The 22,927-nt window shown below is 38.6% G+C and carries 19 protein-coding genes; 2 read left to right on the top strand and 17 right to left on the bottom strand.

What is annotated here, in order from left to right:
• Nucleotides 1–192: 192 nt before the first annotated feature.
• From FHT21_RS01380 to FHT21_RS01355, 6 genes are all read right to left on the bottom strand, one after another.
• Entirely contained in the window at nt 193–711 is a 519-nt protein-coding gene (locus tag FHT21_RS01380) for a DUF2911 domain-containing protein (RefSeq protein WP_167293016.1), read from the bottom strand.
• Between the two features lie 146 nt (nt 712–857).
• Nucleotides 858–1,481, bottom strand: coding sequence for a class I SAM-dependent methyltransferase (locus tag FHT21_RS01375; RefSeq protein ID WP_167293015.1), 624 nt, complete (start codon nt 1,479–1,481; stop codon nt 858–860).
• 91 nt (nt 1,482–1,572) lie between these two features.
• Nucleotides 1,573–3,267 carry a sodium:solute symporter gene (locus FHT21_RS01370; RefSeq protein ID WP_167293014.1) on the bottom strand — a complete coding sequence of 565 codons (1,695 nt, stop codon included), beginning with the start codon at nt 3,265–3,267 and terminating at the stop codon, nt 1,573–1,575.
• A 100-nt stretch (nt 3,268–3,367) separates the two neighbouring features.
• Entirely contained in the window at nt 3,368–5,836 is a 2,469-nt protein-coding gene (locus FHT21_RS01365; RefSeq protein ID WP_167293013.1) for a PIG-L family deacetylase, read from the bottom strand.
• A gap of 93 nt (nt 5,837–5,929) precedes the next feature.
• Entirely contained in the window at nt 5,930–7,033 is a 1,104-nt protein-coding gene (locus FHT21_RS01360) for a M20/M25/M40 family metallo-hydrolase (RefSeq protein WP_167293012.1), read from the bottom strand.
• Between the two features lie 9 nt (nt 7,034–7,042).
• A complete protein-coding gene (locus tag FHT21_RS01355; protein WP_190327713.1) occupies nt 7,043–7,654 on the bottom strand; it encodes an N-acetyltransferase in 612 nt (203 codons plus the stop codon).
• A 284-nt stretch (nt 7,655–7,938) separates the two neighbouring features.
• On the opposite strand from FHT21_RS01355, the gene FHT21_RS01350 reads away from it, so the two are divergent.
• On the top strand, nt 7,939–9,276 hold the full coding sequence (locus tag FHT21_RS01350; protein ID WP_167293011.1) for a sigma-54 dependent transcriptional regulator: 1,338 nt from the start codon (nt 7,939–7,941) through the stop codon (nt 9,274–9,276).
• 262 nt (nt 9,277–9,538) lie between these two features.
• Here FHT21_RS01350 and FHT21_RS01345 read toward each other — a convergent pair whose 3' ends face one another.
• Nucleotides 9,539–9,991: a hypothetical protein gene (locus tag FHT21_RS01345; RefSeq protein WP_167293010.1), complete on the bottom strand. Its 453-nt coding sequence runs from the start codon at nt 9,989–9,991 to the stop codon at nt 9,539–9,541.
• Nucleotides 9,992–10,037: 46 nt separating this feature from the next.
• Between FHT21_RS01345 and FHT21_RS01340 the strand changes: the two genes are divergently transcribed.
• The gene (locus FHT21_RS01340; RefSeq protein ID WP_167293009.1) at nt 10,038–11,672 is read left to right on the top strand and encodes an ABC transporter substrate-binding protein; all 1,635 of its coding nucleotides are present in this window, start codon (nt 10,038–10,040) and stop codon (nt 11,670–11,672) included.
• 389 nt (nt 11,673–12,061) lie between these two features.
• On the opposite strand, the gene FHT21_RS01335 is transcribed toward FHT21_RS01340, so the two are convergent.
• The 10 genes from FHT21_RS01335 to FHT21_RS01290 form a co-directional block, all read right to left on the bottom strand.
• Nucleotides 12,062–14,521 (bottom strand): outer membrane beta-barrel family protein, encoded by a 2,460-nt coding sequence (locus tag FHT21_RS01335; RefSeq protein WP_167293008.1) that lies wholly within the window; start codon nt 14,519–14,521, stop codon nt 12,062–12,064.
• A 169-nt stretch (nt 14,522–14,690) separates the two neighbouring features.
• Nucleotides 14,691–15,929, bottom strand: a complete 1,239-nt coding sequence (locus FHT21_RS01330) for a cyclopropane-fatty-acyl-phospholipid synthase family protein (RefSeq protein ID WP_167293007.1) — start codon at nt 15,927–15,929, stop codon at nt 14,691–14,693.
• Between the two features lie 9 nt (nt 15,930–15,938).
• Complete coding sequence (locus tag FHT21_RS01325; RefSeq protein WP_167293006.1) at nt 15,939–16,772, bottom strand: DUF1365 domain-containing protein; 834 nt, start codon at nt 16,770–16,772, stop codon at nt 15,939–15,941.
• 217 nt (nt 16,773–16,989) lie between these two features.
• Nucleotides 16,990–17,163 (bottom strand): hypothetical protein, encoded by a 174-nt coding sequence (locus FHT21_RS01320; protein ID WP_167293005.1) that lies wholly within the window; start codon nt 17,161–17,163, stop codon nt 16,990–16,992.
• 122 nt (nt 17,164–17,285) lie between these two features.
• Nucleotides 17,286–18,572, bottom strand: a complete 1,287-nt coding sequence (locus FHT21_RS01315) for an FAD-dependent oxidoreductase (protein ID WP_167293004.1) — start codon at nt 18,570–18,572, stop codon at nt 17,286–17,288.
• Nucleotides 18,573–18,722: 150 nt separating this feature from the next.
• The gene (locus FHT21_RS01310) at nt 18,723–19,751 is read right to left on the bottom strand and encodes a class I SAM-dependent methyltransferase (RefSeq protein WP_167293003.1); all 1,029 of its coding nucleotides are present in this window, start codon (nt 19,749–19,751) and stop codon (nt 18,723–18,725) included.
• A gap of 146 nt (nt 19,752–19,897) precedes the next feature.
• A complete protein-coding gene (locus FHT21_RS01305; RefSeq protein WP_167293002.1) occupies nt 19,898–20,698 on the bottom strand; it encodes a DUF1295 domain-containing protein in 801 nt (266 codons plus the stop codon).
• Nucleotides 20,699–20,780: 82 nt separating this feature from the next.
• Nucleotides 20,781–21,122 (bottom strand): DUF1475 family protein, encoded by a 342-nt coding sequence (locus tag FHT21_RS01300; RefSeq protein WP_167293001.1) that lies wholly within the window; start codon nt 21,120–21,122, stop codon nt 20,781–20,783.
• 419 nt (nt 21,123–21,541) lie between these two features.
• Nucleotides 21,542–22,270, bottom strand: a complete 729-nt coding sequence (locus FHT21_RS01295) for an acyl-CoA desaturase (protein WP_167293000.1) — start codon at nt 22,268–22,270, stop codon at nt 21,542–21,544.
• Nucleotides 22,271–22,412: 142 nt separating this feature from the next.
• Nucleotides 22,413–22,910 (bottom strand): phosphoheptose isomerase, encoded by a 498-nt coding sequence (locus tag FHT21_RS01290; protein ID WP_167292999.1) that lies wholly within the window; start codon nt 22,908–22,910, stop codon nt 22,413–22,415.
• Nucleotides 22,911–22,927: the final 17 nt, after the last annotated feature.

The following is a 22,927-nucleotide window of genomic DNA, read 5'->3' as shown; positions in this document are numbered from 1 at the left end:
CTTTTTGTAAGGCTCCATTACAGAGAGCGCAAACCCTTGTTCTTAAACCCGATTGCAGCAAACACGGAGTGCAACGCAGTAAAGCGGAACTACAAGCTGCCAAAAATTACAGCACAGTCACTTTCAAAAAACAATGCATAAAAAAGCCGCCCCAAATGTTAAGCTGGGGCGGCTCTGAATAATTCTATCTAATTATTTAATATTAACTGGAACAGAAATTTTATCCCATTCTAAAGCAAAGCCACTTTTGGTAATTTTGTAAACCAAACGTTCTTGTGTAGCTTTTAACGCTTTGGTTTTAACATCAACACGCAAAGCATCTTTAGCTTCTTCGTATTTGTAAGCACCCCATTGTTTTGGTTCTTTGTTAAAGATAGCTGTCCAGATTCCGCTTTCTTTAGGGATTAAAAAGAAGCTGTATTTTCCAGCTGCCAAAGCTTTTCCTTCAACTACAATATCTTTATCGGTTTCGAAAGTAGTAGCCTCGTTTGCACCTGCACGCCACACTTTATCAAAAGCTTCTAAACCGCCCCAGATTTTACGCCCTTTTACTGCAGGACTGCTGTAGTTGATGGTAATGGTTGCACCCTTAACTTTTCCTGTTGTTGTGGCCGCAGGACTTGGCTTAGGCTGCGCATCTTGTGCCATTGCACTTACAGAAATGGTAATCGCCGTAAATAGCAATGTAATAGATTTAATCATCGTTTTCATAGTATTATATTTATCTGTTTTTGTTGTTTTTAATTTTACGAATTTATAGCTTTCGGTTGATAAAAACTATAATTCTAGTATCTAAAAAAATGTGCAAAACTTCACTGTTTTTTTGAATTCATTTCTCACCTATAGGCCAAACCACTTTATTTCCTCCTTCCAACGAATCTGATTACCGAGCCCTGTCCATTATGAAACAAACCTTCTTTCAGTTCAATTTCCCTTTCTTCCAGCACCAGAATCTCATAATTTTCGAAATCAGCTCTTATTTCTTCGATTGAGAATAACATATCGATTTCTTTTGGTCCTCCAACTTTTTCGTTTTTGGCAAGATAATCAAGATGTTTCTTACTAAAAGCTTCGAAAATAAGCAAACCGCCCTTGCGTAAATAATTGCTCAGTGTTTTGTGGTAAGTTGATTTAATTGCCGATGGGAAGTGTGCATAAATTAAGGCAATGGCATCAAACTGTTCAGTTTTATAATCCAGCTCCTGGAGCTCGCCCACCTGGTAATCAATACTAACGTTATTGTTTTCTGCGAGTTGAAGTGCTTTGTTTTTTCCTTCAATACTGATATCAAAGGCCGAAACCTTCCAACCGAGTTTAGCGGCAAAAACAGCATTTCGGCCTTCTCCTTCTGCCGGAAAAAGTATTGTTCCGGTCTCGAGCTGTATCAACTGCTCTTTTAAATAGTTATTCGGCTGTTCGCCATAAGCAAACTCATCGGTACTGTATCGGTCATTCCACCTATCAACCCAGGCTTCGTTCATATTTAGCGTTATCTATTTTGTCGAAAATAAAGGTATTAAATTTTAGGCTTGCACTCGGAGAGCAAATATCTGCTGCAAGTAAAAATTAAGTTTAGCTGTCGACTGCGATTTTTGGGTTAGAAAACAACAGGCCCATTACCGAGAACATAATTACTGCTGCTGCGCCGATTACATTGAGCCAAAGGAATGAAACAATATCGAACTCATATACAGCGACAACGGCAATTTCGGATAAGATAGCCGCAATAAATACGATAGGTCCGTTTATCTTTTTAAAATAAAATGCCACCAGGAAAATACCTAGGATTGGACCATAAAAAAGCGAGCCCAGTACATTAACAGCTTCAATTAACGAACCCATCTGTGTAGCAAACATGGCAACAGCTATCGAAAAAATGCCCCAGGCCAAAGTGTGTAAACGGCTGTATTTTAGTTCGGTTTCATCGTCTACTTCTTTTTTACCAAAAATGAGGTGCACATCTTTTAACGAACATGCAGCCAGCGAATTCAGCGCTGCAGAAATAGAACCCCAGCTGGCCAAAAAGATGACGGCGAAAAGCAGGCCGATCATCCCAACCGGAAGGGTATTCTTTACGAAGTATAAAAAGATATAATTGGTATCGGTTTTCTCCGCATTGTAATTCGATTTGTTGATGGCCTCTTCTACCCTGCCGTGCAGTTCTTTCACCTGCTTTTGGGTCGATTTAAAGTTTTCTATCGAAGAATTTAAAGATGGTAATTGCTTTTCCTTTTCTACCAGAATACGTTTTGATTGCTGGTTAAATTTCTGCGCTAAAGCATCGTGTTCTTTTTCGAAAGCTGCCGCTTGTTGAGGCTGAGTTTCTTTTAAATATTGATAGGAGCGTTCATTGAAATAAATCGGCGCCGGCTTTAATGAGAAGAAAGCAAACAACAATGCACCGATCAACAGGATGGCGAACTGCATCGGGATCTTAACCAGTCCATTCAACAGTAATCCCATTTTAGCATTGGTATTGTCTTTCGCGGTAATGTATCTTCCCACCTGGCTCTGATCCGTCCCGAAGTACGAAAGTGCAAGGAAAAAGCCTCCAATTAAACCACTCCAGATATTATATTTATCTTTCCAATCGAATCCGGTGGTAATTACATTTAATTTACCCGATTTCCCGGCCAGGTAAAGTGCATCTTTAAATCCGATTCCATTAGGCATATGCTGCACCAAAAGATATCCGGCAAAGGCCATTGTTCCTAAAATGATCAAAAACTGCAGTTTTTGTGTATGCGCAATTGCTTTTGCACCACCAACATAAGTATAAATCAATAAGATTCCTCCTGTAAGGATATTGGTTAAATAAATATTCCAGTTTAAAACGCTTGAGAGGATAATACTTGGGGCATAAATGCTAATGCCGGTTGATAATCCCCGCGAGAACAGAAATAACAATGAAGTTAAAACCCTTGTTTTTTTATCGAAACGGTTCTCTAAGTATTCGTAGGCCGTATATACATTCAACTTTTGAAAAATCGGTATGAAAGTAATGCAAATAACAATCATTGCCAGCGGCAAACCAAAATAATACTGCACGAAGCGCATGCCATCTGTATAAGCCTGGCCTGGTGCTGACAAAAAAGTTATGGCACTGGCCTGTGTAGCCATAATACCCAATAACACAATGTACCAGGGCATTTTATTATCGGCCTTTAAATAGGAAGCATTGCTTTTTTGCCCGCGACCAATAAAAACGCCGTAAGCTACAACAGCAAGCAAGGTGAATATCAATACTGCCCAATCGATATTACTCATGACCAGAATTTAGTAAACAGATAATAAAATACAATCTGGAACAGTAGCGCCAAAGCGAGCAAAATATACCAGGTATTCCAGTTTTTGAATCGATTTTTCATCACTTTCCAGCTGATAAAAAGTTAAAGAACAACCTGGCTGCACCAACGTTTCCGGCAGGCAGTTGCCTGAAAAATGCCAAAGGGGTGTAAATGAAGTTCCCTTTGCCATATTTAGCATAAAGCGTTGATCCTTGAAGCGGCTCTTCATCTGTATCGTGCATTTCGAAAAGCGGTTCGTATTTGGCATCCCATTTATCTGGAAAATAAGCGCCACGCTCCTGTACCCAGCCTTTAAAATCCTCCGTGGTAATTTTATTTGGATAGTTTAACAGCTTATGTTCAGGTTTCAAAAACTTAACCTCGGCATTTTCTTCGGTTACCCTTTTACCACTGATGCTAAAGGGATAAATACCGAAATCCTGAAGTGCCATATCCTGTGTGGTATTGTACTGCATTACAATGTTTCCACCGTTTTCTACATAACTACGCAAAGCAGTTTGCCAGTTTTTAATTCTTTTCTCAGTATTGATTACCCTTACTCCGGTTACCACAGCATCGTAACTTGCCAGTTTTGCCGGGTTTAAGATATCCGCTTCTGTGAGTACATCAACTTGTAAACCTGCCTGCCTTAAAAACTCGGGAATTAGATCTCCGGCTCCTTCAATATACCCAACTTTTTTCGCCAATACTTTTACATCTCCCTTAATCAACCACGTTGCGGCGGGAACAAAATACTGCAGGGTTGGCAAATGAGGGTACTGAATTAATACCTGTCCTTTTGAATATTCATTCGCTTCTGAAGAAAAAACTGCTTCGAGTTTATTCTGGCTGCTTTTTATTTTGGCAAGATCTTCAACCGGAATCAGAAAATCTTTAGTGGTAATGGTATTCTCGGCAAGGTTAATTCCCTGAAAAGTTTTAATTACCTGGTTACCGATCTTGAAACTCACTTTACCGTAATTAATGTTCTTATTGGCCTTTAAGCGAAGGCTAACATTTAAAGCTTCTTTTTCTTTAGCGAAATAAACAGGTTCACTAAAACTTAAATCAAGCGGGGGAATAATCCTCAATGTTTCTACAACATCACCTTTAACAGGATCTAATTTTTTATACGATAAAGGCAATTTGATCTCAAATTTTTCCGATTCGATTTTTAATGATAATAGCACATTAACGGGCGATTGCATTTCTGGAAGCCCGATTAAAGTATCGTTAGCTACACTGAATGTAGCCGCATCTTTTGCAGGCTTGGCTAACCAGTAAGGCTCAGTAGGTGCAGCATCTGCAGGAATTTGGATTTTACGTTCAAGGGTTATCAGCGAATCGTTGGTAAGCTTTCTATTTAAATTATCTGTTTGGTTTAACCAATTCACACTTTCTACCGTTACAGGAGTAGCCGATCTTGAAATTAAGTTTAAACGAAAATTATAACTGCTGCCTGCAATCGCTTCAGGTTGATTGGTAACCACCTCGCCCATAAAACCTATACAGCTTAAAATGATGTTATCGATTGCGGCAAGTTTATCTTTCCTCAACGCTACATCCTGCAATTCTGCAATTTTCTTCCTTAACATCAACAGCCCGTGCAGGCTTTTATCGGGTTGATTGTAATTAAATGATAACAATATAATATCAATCAGTTCATCAATATCGCCTATACCTTTATCCGACCAGTTGACACTTAATCCGTCAAAAAGAGTTCTTTTGGCAGGATCGCCCAAAACATTGGTAAAATATTCGGAACGTACACCGGCTACTGATTGTGTTCCTGCCCCCTGACTTTTATGCAAGCTCCTGCTTAATCCGGCTAACTCGCCATACCCCATTCCCAACTGGGCATCATACTGTCCAACGGTAACCTTTAATTGATTTTCGGCTGTTGTATTAACAGCACCAAACCTAAAGGTGTTCCATAACAATCTTTTTGGCTGCCAAACAGAAACGTACTTAAGCTGATTAGGAAACATATTTTTATCGGCAGCAGCCTTAAAGGCCTTCTCGGCAACAACTGCAGAAGCCGCATGTTGCCCATGCCCCGCAGCAGCAGTTGGCGGAAAACGGCAGATAATCACATCAGGTCTGAATTTTCTGATCACCCAAACCACATCGGCTGTAATACTATCAGCATCCCACTGTTTAAAAGTATCGCTGGTATTCTTAGAAAAGCCGAAATCAATCGCCCTGGTAAAAAATTGTTGTGCGCCATCTAATCTACGGGCTTCCAGGAGTTCGTGTGTCCTGATCAAGCCCAATGCTGCACCTTGTTCGGTACCCAAAAGGTTTTGCCCGCCATCTCCCCTGGTAAGCGATAAATAAGCTGTTTCTACATTCTGATCGTTAATTAACCAAGAAAGTAAACCAGTATTTTCATCATCGGGATGGGCCGCCAAATATAAAACCTTAGGCAGGTGTTTCAATGTTTTAAGTTCTCTATAAATCTCCGAAGATTTTGCAGGGCGAACTTGTTGCGCCGAACAGAACATTACCGGTAAACATAGCGTGAATATGGCAGTTAATCTTTTAAACATACTATTTGTTTTGCGAAATTCAAATATGCTCAAAAAGCTTTTACTTTAGTGCCTCCGAAACGAAAAAGGTACAAAAAATGGCGTTTCTCCGATTTACAATATCTTAAAAACAGATTCGAGCAAATGGATGTAAAGCGTTATGCCTTCTTCAATTTCTTCAATCAGTACAAACTCATCTGCAGTATGCGACCTGGCTGATTCTCCAGGTCCCATTTTTACAGAAGGCATTGTCAGCCAACCCTGATCGGAACTGGTAGGGGAAACATAGGTTTTTCTGCCAAGCGCTATTCCGGCCACTACCAGCGGATGTAACACATCGATATTGGAAGGATGAAGCACATTAGGGCGAACGTTAAAACTGCTTAAAGTATGGTTGATGATGACATTTAGGATCTCGCGCGGGGTATAATTGTGATCGAAACGGATATCGACCGTAAAATGGCATTCGCCCGGTACAATATTGTGTTGCAAACCTGCATTTATTTCTGTAACGGTCATTTTTACCGGAGCAGGTAAATCGTCTTCAATCGGAAACTGAAAATGTGAAAACCAATCAATATCCTTAATGGCTTTGTAAATGGCATTGTCACCTTCTTCACGTGCGGCATGTCCTGATCGGCCTTTGGCTACACAATCAATTACCATCGAACCTTTTTCGGCTATAGCCATTTGCATACCTGTTGGCTCGCCTACTATTGCAAAAGAAATGGGTTTAAGGTCGTCCAGAATACTTCTGATGCCGTTTAAACCCGAATTTTCTTCTTCGCCAGTGGCTGCCAAACATAAATTGAAAGCGAGATCAGTCGATTCGTAAAAATAAATAAAGGTAGAGATTAGCGATACCAGCGAAGCACCTGCATCGTTACTGCCCAAGCCATGTATTTTTTCATCATAAATTATGGCATGGAAAGGATCTAATGTATACTGCTCATTCGGTTTTACAGTATCGTGGTGCGAGTTAAGCAGAATAGTCAGTTTTGCATGGTCGAAATACTTATTGTAGCACCATACATTATTGTTTTTGCGAATGGTAGTAATGCCATGTTTAGCCAAATGCAATTCTATTTTATTTGCAGTGCCCTGTTCTGAACCACTAAAAGATGGTATGGCAATTAAAGCAGACAAAAGTTCTATCGCTTCATTGTATAAGTGGTTTAAATCAGGATGACTGACTAGTTGTTTTTCTACAGTATTCATAACGGTTTATTAAATGCTTTTAAGGTTTAGGTTTTGTTTCAATTGTAGGGTATTTTCTGCACTGGCGATAATTTGATCGATATGTTCGGGACTGAACAACATGGCTGTGCATAAACAGTTACTTTTATTTTTACTTTCGAGGATAGCATAGTTAACACAGCTTTTGCAACCTTCCCAAAAGGCATTATCCTGGGTAATTTGTGCAAAGGTTACGGGCTCGAACCCCAGTTGACTATTCATTTTCATAATGGCTGCGCCAGAGGTAATGCTGAATATTTTGGCTTCGGGGTACAAGCGACGGGAGAGACTGAAAATCCGGTTTTTAATGCTTTTGGCAACGCCGGAATTTCTAAATTTAGGCGCAACAATTAATCCTGAATTGGAAATAAAGGTGTTCTCCTGCCAGCTTTCGAAATAAGAAAAACCAACCCATTCGCCAGCCGCAGTTACTGCGATAACGGCTTTCCCGGCATTCATTTTCTCGACAATTGAAGTCGGCGTTCTTTTCGCAATTCCCGAACCCCTTAACAATGCGGAACTTTGTGTTTCTGCTACAATTTCATCTGCATACTTTGCATCTGCGTTGGTTGCTACCCTGACAAAAATTATTGAATTGTTCATTTTAATAAAATTTCATAACTGCCAGTCATCAAAAGCAATACCCATGTAGTAAAAAAAACAATAAAATACTGATTATCAGCACAAAAACTTAAAAACAACAGATAACATCATGGTAAGCATAAACAAAATCGTACCGTTTTGAAAGGCTTCTTTCCATATTGAAAAGCTATTTTTATCTCCTGTTTGATTGGTTGGGTTTCAAGCCAAAGCCGGAAGGCCTGAATTATCACAATCGTTAATTATTCGGTATATTTATTGTTAATATTGCAGCATAAATTTTACCTATGAATGGGATGGTCCTCATCATCGATGATGAAAAGAAAATCAGCAGTTTACTTTCCAGAATTATAGAACTCGAAGGTTTTAAAACCTTACAGGCAGGTACTGGGAAAGAAGGCCTTAAATTAATTAGAAACAATGATGTGAGTATTGTTATCAGTGATGTAAAATTGCCTGATGTAAATGGCGTTGCGCTGGTTAAAGATATTAAAGCGATAAAATCTTATATAGAAATTATAAACCTTACTGCTTACGGTACCATTTCTGATGGCGTTTTGGCTATTAAGAATGGGGCATTCGATTATCTTGTAAAAGGCGATGATAACGAGAAGATTATTCCGCTTTTGTACAAGGCGATGGATAAATCAAATCTGCAGCGCAGGGTTTCCGACCTGGAAAACAAAATCGCTAAAAAACATAGCTTCGAAACCATTATTGGTCAATCAAAATCGTTGATGGAAGCGATCGATCTAGCTAAAAAAGTGAGCGCAACAGACACTACCGTTTTGTTACTGGGCGAAACAGGAACCGGAAAGGAAGTTTTCGCTCAATCTATCCATTACGAAAGCCCGAGGGCTGCAAAGCCTTTTGTTGCCTTAAATTGCAGCGGTTTTAGTCCAGATTTATTAGAAAGCGAATTATTTGGATACAAAGCTGGAGCTTTTACGGGTGCCAATAAAGACAAAAAAGGATTATTGGAAGAAGCCAACGGTGGCACATTATTATTGGATGAAATCGGTGAGATGAACCTCGATTTGCAGGCAAAATTATTACGTGTGCTCGAAAGCCAGACATTTATCAAAGTAGGTGATACCCAAACGCAACAAGTAAACGTTCGGATTTTAGCCGCTACCAATAAAGATTTAAAAGCCGATGCCTCATCCGGAAAATTCCGATCCGATCTCTATTACCGGCTGTCGGTTTTTACCATCACCTTACCTCCGCTCCGTGAACGTAAAGCCGACATCCCTGCACTGGCTAAATACTACCTGAAAGAATTTGCCGATAAGGTAAATCGATCAACACCAAAAATGGATGATAAAATCTTATCCATATTGAGCAGTCACAGTTGGAAAGGAAATATCCGTGAGTTAAAAAACGTAATCGAGCGTTTGGTTATTTTAGCAGATGGCGATGCGCTAAGTGCAACTGCCCTCCCACCCGAATTCTTTGAGTTTACACCAATAGAAAACGATTATAACCTGCAACAAATAGAAAAACAGCACATACAAAAGGTACTTATTCATACCAAAGGGAACAAAACTGAAACTTCGAGGTTATTGGGAATCGGTTTGACCACACTTTACCGGAAGATAGAGGAGTATCAGATTAGGGAGGTTTAAAGAACGGGGTACGAGTCGGACATCAGGAGTCTAAAGTTGAACGACCAGGCGTCGAATATGATATTCCCCTTTAAATACTCTTAGATTCCTTAGGTGGTAAAAAAAGTCTGGGCGGCCTTTAGCGTACTGGCAGATGTGACCATATAGCAAAGTACAATGTTTAAGTTTAGCGTTCTGCAACGTTTAAAGGTCTCTGAATCAAAGAACATATCAGGATTACTTTTTTCATCCGTCTCAAATCTCAGATCTCGTACCTAACCTTTTAAACTTCAAACCTAATCCACTTATCGCCCTCATGCCCAAAAATAAATGAGCCTGGGTGTAACATCTCAGCAATATCTTCGATTAGGGAAACGGCATTTTCGGCAGTTCTCTCGCGTTCTACGTCGTCGTTCAATAAAATAATACGGTTGTTTTTTACGGCTGGCCAGTCGGCATCCAATACCGAAGGTACTTCACGCATCAAATCAGTAAGCGTTTTACCTGGCTGATAATAAATGATGAAAACAGCATTTAAAGTATCTGTTTCCAACATGCCGCCTGCCAATGCGATTTCTTCTGATAAATGATAACCTGGATAATTACCGGTATCTAAGCAAGCCACAGGCATTTTATCCATAAATTTAATTTTGTGCTCTACTAAATCTAAACGTTCCTGTAATTCTTCCTGTTTAGCCGCATTGAGGCCAATAAATAAATCGTTTAAAAAAGACATCTGCATTAAATTTATTAATTTGTGCAAAAATAACATTCCTGATCGCATGAGAGGCTCATTTAAGTATATATTTTGGTTTTTTTGTGTAAGCTTATTCTTTTCATGTAAGGAGAATGCTGATCATCAGGACAAAAAAGTCTTCAATATCAACCTCGATCAGGGTTTAACCTCTATTGATCCGGCCTTTGCGCGCAATCAGAATGCGATCTGGATGACCAACCAGATTTTTAATGGTTTGGTACAGATCGATTCATCCTTGAAAACCATCCCCTGCATTGCCAAAAGCTGGCAGGTTTCGAAAGATGCACTTACGTATACTTTTAACCTGCGTAATGATGTTTATTTTCATGATGATCCGATTTTTAAAAACGGAAAGGGCAGAAAAGTAATTGCAAGCGATTTTGCATATAGTTTTTATCGTTTAATCGATCCAAAAGTAGCCTCCTCAGGCGGGTGGATTTTTAGTGATAAAGTGAAGGATAAGCATAATTTTATCGCATTAAATGATTCTACTTTCCAGATCAAACTGGTACGTCCTTTTCCGCCGTTTATGAGTTTGCTCACTACCCAATATTGTTCTGTTGTACCCAAAGAAGTAGTAGAACATTACGGTAAGGATTTTAGGAGCCACCCCATTGGAACTGGCCCGTTTAGATTTAAATACTGGAAAGAAGGTGAAATATTAGTGCTTTTAAAAAACGAGCATTATTTTGAAAAAGATGCCAAAGGGATGGCCCTACCCTACCTTGATGCCGTAAAAGCCAGCTTCATCACCGATAAACAGAGTGGCTTTATGAGTTTCCTGAAAAAGGATCTGGATTTCTATTATAATGTTGACGGTAGTTACCGTGATGATATTCTAACCAAAAGCGGAAAAATGACCTCAAAATACAAAGGAAAATTTACATTAACCAAAAGCCCATACCTGTGTACGGAGTATGTAGGTATATTGGTTGATACCAATCTTTCGATTGTGAAGAAATCGCCATTGCGCTTAAAAAAAATCAGGCAAGCCATTAATTATGCTATAGACCGTGACCGATTAATTAAATACTTAAGGAATGGTATTGGCGTAGCTGCAACATCTGGTTTCATTCCTAAAGGTATGCCTGGTTTTGATAGTTTGGCTGTTCGGGGATATGCCTACAACCCAAAACTTGCTGCCAAGCTTTTAGCGGAAGCTGGTTTCCCAGAAGGAAAAGGTATGGGAGAGGTAACCTTAAATACAACCACAACTTATAAAGATCTGATCGAATTTATTCAGGGTGAGCTTACTGCTGTAGGTATTAAAACTAAAATTGATGTAAGTCCAAGTGCTAGCCTTAGGGATTTAATGTCGAAAAACAATGTAAACTTTTTCCGTGGTTCCTGGCTGGCCGATTATGGCGATGGAGAGAATTTCCTTTCCATGTTTTACTCCAAAAATAAAGTCCCTTACGGACCAAATTATACTGCTTTTTACAACAAGGAGTTTGATCAGCTGTTCGAAAAAAGCTATTATGAAACCGATAACGAAAAACGCTTTGAGTTGTACCGAAAAATGGATCAGATGGTAATGGATTATGCCCCGGTTGTTCCGCTGTTCTACGATCAGTCTGTAGTGATGCTACAGAATAATATTAGCGGATATTCCTTCAATCCGTTGAGCCTGATGATTTTAAAGCGGATAAAGAAAATTTGAATTTAAATTTTTTCCACTGCTGTTGTATAACAGCACTTCAATCCTGCTACTTGCCAATTGAAAAATTGACATCCCACTTTGAGATCAGGTTTAGCCGCTTAAATAGTACTACTATTTGTGGTAAAACAAACCCGACTGACAGCGTTATCCCGATTTAAGAATGGTTTTATTTATAAATTCTTTTCTCGGAATTAAGCAAAAGGCGGGACTGCTGTAACCGAAGCAGCAAAGGCATTGCTTTCCTAAAAATAGCAATTTTAAAAACTGGTTGTCTTTAGCTAACTAAAAAAACAACAGACCTCCAATTAAAGTACTCGATATAACGATACCTAAACAAAAAAGCCTCCCAATTTTGATCGAGAGGCCTGAATTACTTAATTATATTAGTTTTATTGTTGTTGTTGTACTCCACCCATACCACCTTGCTGCTGATCTTGTTTCACATCATCATTTTTAATCTTTTTCTTCTCCGTAAACTTAAGCTTACCGAAAGAGTAACTAAAGTTAACCCCAAAAGAACGCAACGGATAATAGATGTTACTGCTTTGATAAACAGTACCTAACCCGCTAACTGAATTATTTTCGGTTTTAATATGCAGGTTTTTGGTAAATGGATTTAAGGTATTAATACCGATACTGCCTTTTTTCTTCAGGATGTCTTTTTTAAGAGATGCACCGTAGAAGTAAAATGGATCAGTTTTACCTTGGTAGGTTCTACGTGCTGAAGTAGCTACACCAAACAATTCGAAATTATACCCTTTGCCAAAACCATATGCAGAGCGGCCAAATAAACTATAATTTAAAAAAGTTCCAGTACTCACATTAGTTGCAGTATTTGTTACCTCGTATGTATTAGCAGAAAAATTACTCATCAAAGTCCATTTTGGCATTGGATTATACGATCCAAAAATATTGATACCATAAGTCTGCGCAGTACCTACGTTAATAAAGGATGTTAATGACTTGGTTACTTCTGTATTCCTTACCGGATCGAATTCTTTTGTGGTTGAAAGTGAACTCTCGATCACACCATTAGTACGACGGTAAAAAACAGAAGCATTAATAATAGAACCTTTAATAAAGGTTGAATAACCGAATTCAAAGTTCTGACTTAACTCAGGACTCAATTGTGGATTTCCAGTTTGAATATTAAATTGATCGCTTGTGTTTCTGAACGGGTTTAAATATGATTCACTTGGCCTTTGCACCCTGCGGTTATAACTTAGCTTCAGTGTTCCTCCTTTTTTCAAAGTTTGAGAAATAATCAAACTTGGGAATAAATTGAAGTAATCGTTTTTTTCTATCCCCCTGGCCTCTGTGTTAAAATCTATCTTGGTATACTCGGCCCTCACGCCACCTTTAAATTTTATTTTCTTGGTCAGATCGAAACTGATTACACCATAAGCCGCAGCTACATCCTGGTTATAGTTAAAATCCTGATTCGAATCTCCGTACTGGCTTTTTACATTACGAAAGATTCCTTTAGCCCCAACTTCCAAAATGGTTGATTTAGTGAAAGGATAAGTATAATCGGTTTGACCGGTATATTCATTATTCTTTGCGGTATTATTGGTTTCCGTTAAATTACCATTTGGATACAATGCAGAGGTAAGTAAATTACTAAAGCTTGTAGGCGTACGACCGGTAGAAAGCTGTCCGGAAACGGAGAATTCCTCCCCTTCTTTTTTACTGGTTTTCTTATAATCTACGTTCCAATCCATATTGCTCCGCGTCATATCCATGTTGCTGATATTAGTAGCCGGCAAGTTGTTTATGACATAGGTAGCTGAACCTGGGCCGCCGTTAGAGAAACGGTTAATTTTAACATTTGTACTAATGTTATTATAAGCGTTAAAATCATAATCCAAACCTAAGCTTCCATTAAGTCCGTTGCGGCTCCATTTTGAGATTCCGTCCTGAGATATATTATTAACACCACCTGCATTTAACTGCGTATTATTCACAATTACCACTCTCGAATCTTGAGCATAGGCAAAATTAGATCCCAGACTGGTATTGACACTTAAGCGACCTGTTTTTGCAGTTAAATTAAATGCACCATTATTTTGCCTGGTACCAGCTGAAGCATTAACGCTACCACTCACCCCTTGTGCATTTGATTTTTTGGTGATGATATTAATAATACCACCTGAACCTTCGGCATCATACTTGGCAGATGGGCTGGTGATTACCTCAACGCTTTTAATCTGCTCTGCAGGAATCATTTTTAGTGCATCAGAAACACTGGCAGCCATAGTACCTGAAGGCTTACCATTAATTAAAACCCTTACAGCTGCACCGCGGAGCTGAACATCGCCATTTGCATCAACTGATAACATCGGCACTTTGCGCATTACGTCAGTTGCATCGCCACCTGCATTGGTTCCATCTGCCTCAGCATTATAAACCATGCGGTCTACCTTGTTTTCAATAATTGCCTTTGTTCCCTGAACCTGAACATCAGCTAAAGTATTTTCAGTTGATGAAATATAAATTGTACCTATATTATTATCGGGTTTTGACGGTGTGGTGGTAACCAAAACAGATTTTGTTTTGTAGCCCATAAAACCGATCATTAGCTTATATGAATCGGGCGATACATTTTGTAAGGTTAATTTTCCTTTTTCGTCAGTTACACCACCATTTACAGATTTATTATCTTTTGCGTTAATCAACGATACAGTGGCATAATCAATAGGTTTTTTAGTTAATGAATCGAGTATAGTGGCAGTAATACGTCCGGTAACAGTAGTTTTTTTTGGCCCTCCACCAAAGCCACCACTCGGAAACTGGGCATGTGCGGTAAAAAATATTCCAAGAATTAAAGTTAATAATAAAAGTTTTTTCATGTTAAGAGTTAGTCTTTTGTAATTAGTCTACGCAAATTGCATTTTGTTACAATAATACGCTATACTTTTTACACCAACTCTTCTAATTAGTCGGCAAACACTACGCTTTCATCGGTAAAAATGGAAAAATGTAAGATGGGATTTCAACATCCTCCATCTCACATCCTATTTACCTCGAAGTATTGTTCGGTCGGGAATAAACCATTTGCATTACATTAATATTCCGCATGACAAAAGCGGCTTCGCAATAGTTTAGGTAATAATTCCACTTGCGGATAAAGGTTTCATCAAAGCCCAGAGCTTTTACTTTATTGAGGTTTTTATTGAATTCAATAAACCATAAATGCAGTGTACGGGCATAATCCAAACCCATATCTTTTAAATCAACCATAGTTAAATCCCCAGTTTCGTTTACTGCTTTGTTTATGGCTGCTACTGAAGGTAAAAGTGAGCCTGGAAAAATGTGCTTTTGAATCCAATCTACACCGTTTCTCAATTTATCATACCTACAATCGGGAGAAGTAATTACCTGAAAAGCAAAAATACCATCAGGTTTTAATAATTGCTGGCATTTTTCGAAATAGGTTTCCAAATATTGGTGCCCTACGGCCTCGAGCATTTCGATAGATACGATTTTATCAAAAACACCTTCAATTTTGCGGTAATCCTGAATAATTATTGAAACTTTATCCTCCAGTCCTTCTTCATACACGCGCTCCATCGCCAATTTCTGCTGTTCTTTAGAAATGGTAACTGAAGTAACTTTACAGCCATAATTTTTGGCCAAGAAAATGGCATTACCACCCCAACCACTTCCAATCTCCAGCACATGGTCTGTAGCCTTAATTTTTAACTGTCTCGCCAAGCGATCGTATTTGGCGTATTGAGCATCTTCTAAACTTAAATCCTCAAGGTTGAAATAACCGCTCGAATAAGTCATGGTTTTATCCAGAAAAGTCGCGAAGAAATCATTGTTTAAATCATAGTGTTCCGAAATGTTTTTTTGCGATCCGGCCAAAGTATTTGCCCTGCGCACATGGTAGATTTTGTTCACCCATTTAAAAATATTCAGCGCAATGGAATTTACCTTGCTCCCGGTAACCGATGGTGCATTTTCAATATTCAGGATTACCCATTTAATTACGTTGGTAATATTCGTGGTATCCCACACACCCGCAGTGTAGCCTTCACCAAAACCGATATCGCCGTAAAGTGCAATTGATTTAAAGAAATCGGGATGGTTAACCTGTATATGTGCTTCGATATTATGTTCACCGTTCCCAAAAACCAATGTTTCGCCATTTGGCAATGAAAGTTCCAATTTGCCCAATGTCATTCTAGAAAGTGCATTCAGCACCACTCTTTCGAAAAAACCCCTTGATGTTCTGTCAGCGGTAAGCGTATTCATAATTTTGATCTACTTTATTTGTGGTTTATAAGGCTTATATACGTTGCGTTGCAGCTCAGGGTTTTCGGCCTTTGGGTGAAAAGGTATTTTTTTTATCCAAAGTTTAAAGGCCTGCCAGTGAATCATGCCCATTATCTGTAACGGAATTAAGGGCATAGAAAAAAAATATCGCAACAAAGCAGCATTGCTCAATGGCTTTTTTTCTCCCTTTAATGTGCTGATAAAAAATCGGTTACCATCCTTATCAATATCATCAATTTTAATATCAAGTTTATCAGTCGGTACTTTTAACTGAAAATCGAAAGAATTGTCGTGATCAATAAATGGCGAAACATAAAAATATTTGGTGTTGACCTTTTTAAAGGTATCGCCACACCATTCGTTTTTCCCGAAGAAGAAAAGTTTCATTTCCCGGTAGGTATTGCTGATTTCGGCCACACAACATACCGGATTGCCCTCCTCGTTAAAACAATAATAAAAGGAAACTGGATTAAAATTATAACCCAATACATTAAGGTTGGTAAGCAATTTTATTTTAAGCCTGCTGCCATCAACGCCATTTTCTTTTAAATAAGCTTCTAAATGCTGACGTGTATTTTTAGTTTTATCGGGATTTTCTTTCGGCAGCTGAAGGTGTTCGGCGTCGCGAAAAGAAAAGAGGTTAAACTTATTCCAGCCGAACCAGCGCAGTTTCTTTGCAAGCAGATCCAACTCATCAAGATCGATGTAAAACATATACACGCTGTACCAAAAAGAATGTTTTTTGGGCGCCAGGCGATGGTGCATCACTTTTGCGGTGTAGGAGCACGATGTAAGATGGAATATGGATGATGGAATACTCATGTACAATGCTAAATATGATGGAGTGACTTTTACTTGTTTATTGCGTACTAATTACTTACTGTAAGAGATTTGATCGAGGTAAATATTTTTTTAATTCTACCGCTTCAGCTTAAGTCGCTCGAAATTTGCCTGATATTTTCATCCTGATATCGCTCATTAAGGGTGCGCAACCAATCCGTTTTCTCTAGCTTCTCTATACGAAATTCCTATTTTGTGACTAAAGTCTCTTTACTTGTGCTTCTTCGTAATTTGCACCAATCCAGGAACATCTACTTAGCTGCAACATCGGTAACTTATAGATAAACTTGTGAGGTAGCGTGCCTAAAAATTTTAAAACATCAACGCCGAAACGAAATGTTTTTTCTAATAAGTGGGTTGTTTTTTCATTCATCTTAAAAAGTTTAAAATAGTAAAATTTCTAAGCATGATTTACCTAAAGCTAATAAAAAAGTGGAAGATGTAAAAATGAAGCAAATAGTTATGAGATATTTCAAATCATTCATTTTACCTCTTCTATATTATATAAGACACATCATCCATCCTACCTCTTCCATTTTCCATCATGGAGCACAAATCCACCGCGCTCTTGTAAGCATCTTCATGAAAACCATATTTGAAATAACTTCCGCAATAGTATATAGGCCCGGTTTCGTTTAACCTGTGCAATTGCTCCTGTGCCTGCATGGCAGGAACATCAAACAAAGGGTGATGGTAATCTATTTCTTTAATAACTTTTTCAGGATTTAATGTTTCGGTAGGGTTAATGGAAACAAAGTAATTTTGCTTTTTAGAAACGCCCTGCAAGCTATTCATCCAATAAATGGTGCTGGGCAATAATTTATCGCCCTGTTTTTCAACCCGGTAATTCCAACTGCTCCAGGCCAGCTTGGTTTCTGGCATCTGCTTTTCATCGGTATGTACAACAGCTTTATTTAGCTGGTATTTAAATTTAGAAAGCAGTTCGGTTTCCAGTACTGTTTTGTCTTTTACGATTTCGAAAGTCTGGTCGGCATGACTGGCCATGATCACTTTATCGAATTCATATTTCTCACCCATTTGATTTTTCACTTCAACTTTACCGTTCTCTAATCGTTTTACGGAAACAATTTTATTGTTGATCTTAATCCTGTTCCGAAAAGGTGCTATCAGCTTTTCACGGTAAGCCTGACTTCCGTTTTGCAGTGTATACCATTGATGCTGGGTATCCAATCCTAAAAAACCGTGATTTTTAAAAAAACGGATCAAGGTAACCGCGGGGAAATCCAGAATCTGTTCCATCGGCGCGCTCCAAACCGCAGCACTCATTGGGATGAGGTATTGCCAAAGCATATCGTCACTGTAGCCAAACGCTTTAAAGAATTTGCCGATTGAATAATCCTGATATTCTGGCTTATCTAAAATTTCGACACTTTGTTTGTTAAAACGGTTTATCTGCATCAACATTTTTAAATAGGGAATATTAAACAGGTTTTTCCGCTGTGCGAAAAGATGGTTCAAGCTCGACCCACTATATTCTAACTTTTTGGGCAAAAACTGAACACTGAAAGACATATCTGTTTTAATTACCGGCGCATCTATCTCCGCAAACATTTCTGTCAGGTTTGGATAAGTTTGATAGTTAAAAACCATAAAACCACTATCCAAATAAATGGTTTTGCCATCCTCTTCGAGCGTAATGGTATTGGTATGACCGCCTATATAATCAGCTTCTTCGAAAAGCGTTATGTCATATTGATGTTGCAGTTTATGGGCACAACCCATGCCTGCTATTCCCGAGCCGATAATGGCGAGTGTTTTCATTGTGATGGATTTGATTAATCGTTATGCTGATCCGCTAGCTATCGGATTTATCTTACAAGTAGAAATGGTATTTTCAATTGTCTTGTAGCTGCTGCGCAGTCAGCATCTTGTTAAAAAGACCCTGAATCAAGTTCAGGGTGACGTAACGGGTTAAACCTTTTCAAATAAGTAATGGCATACCATCCATTCGTTCCCTTTATTGTAATTGAACAGTTCGGCGCACGACATGTAAAATAATCTCCAATACACCCACCATTTCACCGCCTGATCTTTTCCGTAGGTAGTTTCTAAAATAGGCATGATTTCTTTTTTATGCTTATCCATATTGCTAAGCCAGGCTTCAGACGTTTTTCCGTAATTGGTTCCATTTACCACCCAATGTTTATCGATTTTGAGGTCATCGTTAAAGTAAAAAAACAAGTGGTTAGATGGCATAATCCCACCGGTAAAAAAGTATTTGCTCATCCAATCTGTTTCATCAATCACTTCAAACTTGTATGCCAGGGTTTTGTGCGTAAATATATGTACGAACAGCTTTCCATCTGGCTTCATAAAGGAAGCAACCTTGTTTAACAGAAATTTATAGTTTCGCATATGTTCGAACATCTCTACTGAAACCACGCGATCAAACGTATCGGCAATAGTAAACGTATTCATATCGGCTGTTAAAACCGTCAGGTTCTGGATTCCCCGCTGCTTGGCGGTTTCATCGATAAAGATTTTTTGGGTAGCAGAGTTAGATACAACAGTAAATGTGCTTTCTGGAAATTTGGCCGACATATACAATGAAAGCGATCCCCAGCCACAACCCAGTTCTAAAACATTCTGTCCATTTTGTAAATCGGCCCTTTTACAGGTTAAAGCCAACATATCTTCTTCCGATGTATTGATATCTTTAACTCCGGGTTTCCAATAACCACTACTGTATTTTAAATTTTTGCCCAAACAGTACTGAAAAAATTCGGTTGGCAGTTCGTAATGCTGCTCATTGGCATCAGCTGTATTGACCGCAATTGGAGATTGCTTCAGCTCTGCAACCAGGTCCATAAATTTTTCCTGCTGTAATTCTTCATCACCCAGCGTTTCATCATCTAAGCGCTGTTTACATAATTTTCTAATGCCGATCCGCAAAGCGGTATCTGGGAGTTTGTCGTTTTCTAAAAGTTTATCGTACCACATTTTGAGGTTGGAAGGTTAAAGGTTGTAAGGTTGAAGTTTTACGTGTAATAGAAATATATTATGTAAAGTTTAGGTTAATGTACGATGTGAAACGGTTGATGGATTTGTAGGTTGCGTGGCCCGTCATCCGTATTACATTTTCCATTTTAACTCTTTTTCCACCACGGAAAAAACGCACTCGTTGTTTCCTGGTATCTTTTATAAGTTATAGGTTTGCTCCGCAGGTTTTGCTCTTCGTTGTTTGGCACACCAGTAACCCTAGTTAATAAGTACAGAATAACCACCGGACTGATCATGGCCAAAATGCCCCATGGCGATGCCAGCGCAAAAATGAAATAGCCCATCCAGGTTAGCCACTCAAAAAAATAGTTAGGGTGACGGCTGTAATACCATAAACCAGTATCGCATACTTTCCCCTTGTTATTGCGGTCTTTTTTAAAGGCTGCAAGCTGTCTGTCCGCAATCATTTCTCCAAAAAAAGCAATTACCCAAACCAGTGCACCTGCAAACTCCAAAATAGAAATGCCCTGCGATTGATTTGCAGTGATAATAAAAAACGGAATGGCCAGAATTACATTGGATATGGCCTGAAATTGAAAAAACACAAAAAAATTGCGGTCGGCTTTGTTGCCCCATTCTTTACGCAATTGCTCATATCTACCCTCCTCTTCATCTAAATGGCCGATAACACGTTGCCATAGGTGAATCCCCAAGCGTAACTCCGCCAATAAAAACATACCGCAAATTAAAATTTTACGTGGTTCATAACCATCAGACAAAAAAAATGTGATGATTGTAATCACAGGGAAATTAAGTGCCCAGAAAACATCAACCACACCTGCGTTTTTAATTTTCTTTGCCCAAAGCCAAACCATGGCCATAATAAAACAGCATGCCATTAGCGAAATGAGTCCGATGAATAGTAGATGTCCTGTTTGGAGCGGCATAAGGTTTAAGGTAAAAGGTTTAAGGCCCAAAAGCCAAAATCAGCTTTGCTATAAATAAACTTCTCTTAAGCCCCTTATCACCTTAAACTCTATCCTCACGCCTTAAAAGTAATTCTTTAACACCTTCGCTATTTTTTAGTTTGAATAAATGTACTAAAACATAAGCTAGGGTTGCAATGCTACCTAAACATACGAACAAGACAGCAATAGAGATTTTAAGAATAATGTTTTTTTCTTTATAAAACATCCACAGGGTGATAATGAAGATGTTAGCGTAAAAATCCCACAATGTAGCACGCATCCAAGGTATGCTGCCCAGAAAATCCCATTGTTCGAAAAGGTTACTTTCTAATGAAGTGCTAATTACTTTATAACACATAAAAATCAACAGTGCAGAGAAAATAATTTTGAGGAGATTGATCATCAGGAGATTTTATTTTAAACAGTAGGAATATATACGTTAAGATAAGCAAAAGAGATTTGATTGTAAAAACCTGTCGCTTAGGGTTATAAAGTGCAAAGGTATTTTTTATGCACCATTAGCTAAATATTGATGAGTTTTTGGAAAGCAAGGTTCTGTTCGTTTCGGTTACGATGGTCCTGCCATTCGCTCCAATCTTTTTGTGGTGCTGTGGTGCTGAAACGCAGGTATCTGTTATATAGGCTGCAGATGCTTCGTTCCTCAGCTTGACAGTTTATATTATTTTATTGCAAACAAAAAGGATTTTCACTGCTGTCAGGTTTGGTTAACAAACAGCAGAGCAAGAAAGGGAATTATAAGTAATGGTCTGTGGGGACACAGACCATGGAATGGAATGGAATTGAATTACGAATTAGAAATGGCTAAACCTTTCTGATTTTGATAATACGCATCCAGTGCAATACCTTCATTACCAGGTAAGTTGGATCAAATTCCCACCATTTGGTAGCAAAGTTAGGACTGTTTGGTTTTTTATGGTGGTTGTTCTGAAAAAGCTCGCCCATCAACAAGAAATCCCAAGGCAATGAGTTTTTGCTATGATCATCATTATCATGGTTAGAATAGCCATATTTATGACCACACCAGTTTACAATTGCACCATGTAATGGGCCCATTAAAAAGTGAATTGGTAACAATAAAAACATCCACCAGTGGTTGGCAAAAGCAACATAAAAGCCAATATAAAACAGCCCGCATGCAATTCTCCAAGTCCATGAATTTCCAATCTTATCAACAATCGGCCATTCGGGGTAATTCCCCTGAAAAGCTGGTTCTGGCTGTATTTTAAATTGCAGATAATTCATGTACATGTTCTTTGTTGCAATCATCATCCCAAAAACATCCTTAAAAAAATGTGGTGAGTGCGGATCTTTCTCTGTGTCGCTATAAGCATGGTGCATCCGGTGCAAAATGGCATAAGCTCTCGGGTTTAAAAATGATGAACCTTGCGAGATCAGCAATATCAGATAGAAAAACCGCTCCCAAAAAAGCTCCATTTTAAACATCTTGTGTGAAGAGTAACGGTGAAGGAAAAAGGTTTGGCTAAACAAGGATAAAAACCAATGGCAAAGAAAAAAAATGAGGATGATCATGTATGGGGGTGTATGCTATATATAAACGTATTTTGAAAGCGTTTAGTTTTAAGGTGTACAAAAACTACTCTGGCTTAAACGTTCAGATAAAAAGAATCCTGTTCCAATGTATAGAACAGGATTCCATTTTTCAATTATTTTATTATCTACCGAAATCGTCTTGAACACGTACGATATCGCTTTCATCTGATGGGTTTGAAGCATCGGTATGTTGCCATATTTCCGCTACAACGCCCCAGTCTTCTAAACCAATTAAACGGTGGCGTTCGCCTTGTTGCAATTTGATCTGATCTTTCGGCGCGTATTTTTTTACTTCTCCTTCTTCATCAGTTTGGCTGGTTTTGATACCAACGGTACCAGTAACCACTTGCCAGATTTCAGCTCTGCGGTGGTGATATTGCCACGAAAGACGTGTATTGGGCGCAACGATTAAAATTTTCGGGCTTAATTTACCGCCAATTTTAAGGTCTTCAACATTTAATCCATCAAAATAAGTATCGGCAAATTGTTGCGCCTGCGACTCATCTATTACAAAGAAACCACCCCAAGGGCGGGTTTCATCGCGGTTTACTACATTAAAACCTTCAATTTTTAAACGTTGTGCTACGCTTTCGAATATTTCTTTTTTGTCGTTTGTCATTGATAAAATATGAGTTC

This window comes from Pedobacter sp. SG908 (assembly GCF_011759615.1).
GTDB classification, from domain to species: domain Bacteria; phylum Bacteroidota; class Bacteroidia; order Sphingobacteriales; family Sphingobacteriaceae; genus Pedobacter; species Pedobacter riviphilus.
This window is presented reverse-complemented; position numbering and strand designations above follow the sequence as displayed.

Excerpts from the sequence above, each read along its gene's own strand:
- FHT21_RS01345 (WP_167293010.1), bottom strand. The coding sequence starts at position 9,991 with ATGTCTTTTTTAAACGATTTATTTATTGGCCTCAATGCGGCTAAACAG.
- FHT21_RS01325 (WP_167293006.1), bottom strand. The coding sequence starts at position 16,772 with ATGAGTATTCCATCATCCATATTCCATCTTACATCGTGCTCCTACACC.
- FHT21_RS01375 (WP_167293015.1), bottom strand. The coding sequence starts at position 1,481 with ATGAACGAAGCCTGGGTTGATAGGTGGAATGACCGATACAGTACCGAT.
- FHT21_RS01315 (WP_167293004.1), bottom strand. The coding sequence starts at position 18,572 with ATGAAAACACTCGCCATTATCGGCTCGGGAATAGCAGGCATGGGTTGT.
- FHT21_RS01320 (WP_167293005.1), bottom strand. The coding sequence starts at position 17,163 with ATGAATGAAAAAACAACCCACTTATTAGAAAAAACATTTCGTTTCGGC.
- FHT21_RS01370 (WP_167293014.1), bottom strand. The coding sequence starts at position 3,267 with ATGAGTAATATCGATTGGGCAGTATTGATATTCACCTTGCTTGCTGTT.
- FHT21_RS01330 (WP_167293007.1), bottom strand. The coding sequence starts at position 15,929 with ATGAATACGCTTACCGCTGACAGAACATCAAGGGGTTTTTTCGAAAGA.
- FHT21_RS01360 (WP_167293012.1), bottom strand. The coding sequence starts at position 7,033 with ATGAATACTGTAGAAAAACAACTAGTCAGTCATCCTGATTTAAACCAC.
- FHT21_RS01290 (WP_167292999.1), bottom strand. The coding sequence starts at position 22,910 with ATGACAAACGACAAAAAAGAAATATTCGAAAGCGTAGCACAACGTTTA.
- FHT21_RS01380 (WP_167293016.1), bottom strand. The coding sequence starts at position 711 with ATGAAAACGATGATTAAATCTATTACATTGCTATTTACGGCGATTACC.
- FHT21_RS01305 (WP_167293002.1), bottom strand. The coding sequence starts at position 20,698 with ATGCCGCTCCAAACAGGACATCTACTATTCATCGGACTCATTTCGCTA.
- FHT21_RS01365 (WP_167293013.1), bottom strand. The coding sequence starts at position 5,836 with ATGTTTAAAAGATTAACTGCCATATTCACGCTATGTTTACCGGTAATG.
- FHT21_RS01350 (WP_167293011.1), top strand. The coding sequence starts at position 7,939 with ATGAATGGGATGGTCCTCATCATCGATGATGAAAAGAAAATCAGCAGT.
- FHT21_RS01340 (WP_167293009.1), top strand. The coding sequence starts at position 10,038 with ATGAGAGGCTCATTTAAGTATATATTTTGGTTTTTTTGTGTAAGCTTA.
- FHT21_RS01355 (WP_190327713.1), bottom strand. The coding sequence starts at position 7,654 with ATGAACAATTCAATAATTTTTGTCAGGGTAGCAACCAACGCAGATGCA.
- FHT21_RS01300 (WP_167293001.1), bottom strand. The coding sequence starts at position 21,122 with ATGATCAATCTCCTCAAAATTATTTTCTCTGCACTGTTGATTTTTATG.
- FHT21_RS01310 (WP_167293003.1), bottom strand. The coding sequence starts at position 19,751 with ATGTGGTACGATAAACTTTTAGAAAACGACAAACTCCCAGATACCGCT.
- FHT21_RS01335 (WP_167293008.1), bottom strand. The coding sequence starts at position 14,521 with ATGAAAAAACTTTTATTATTAACTTTAATTCTTGGAATATTTTTTACC.
- FHT21_RS01295 (WP_167293000.1), bottom strand. The coding sequence starts at position 22,270 with ATGATCATCCTCATTTTTTTTCTTTGCCATTGGTTTTTATCCTTGTTT.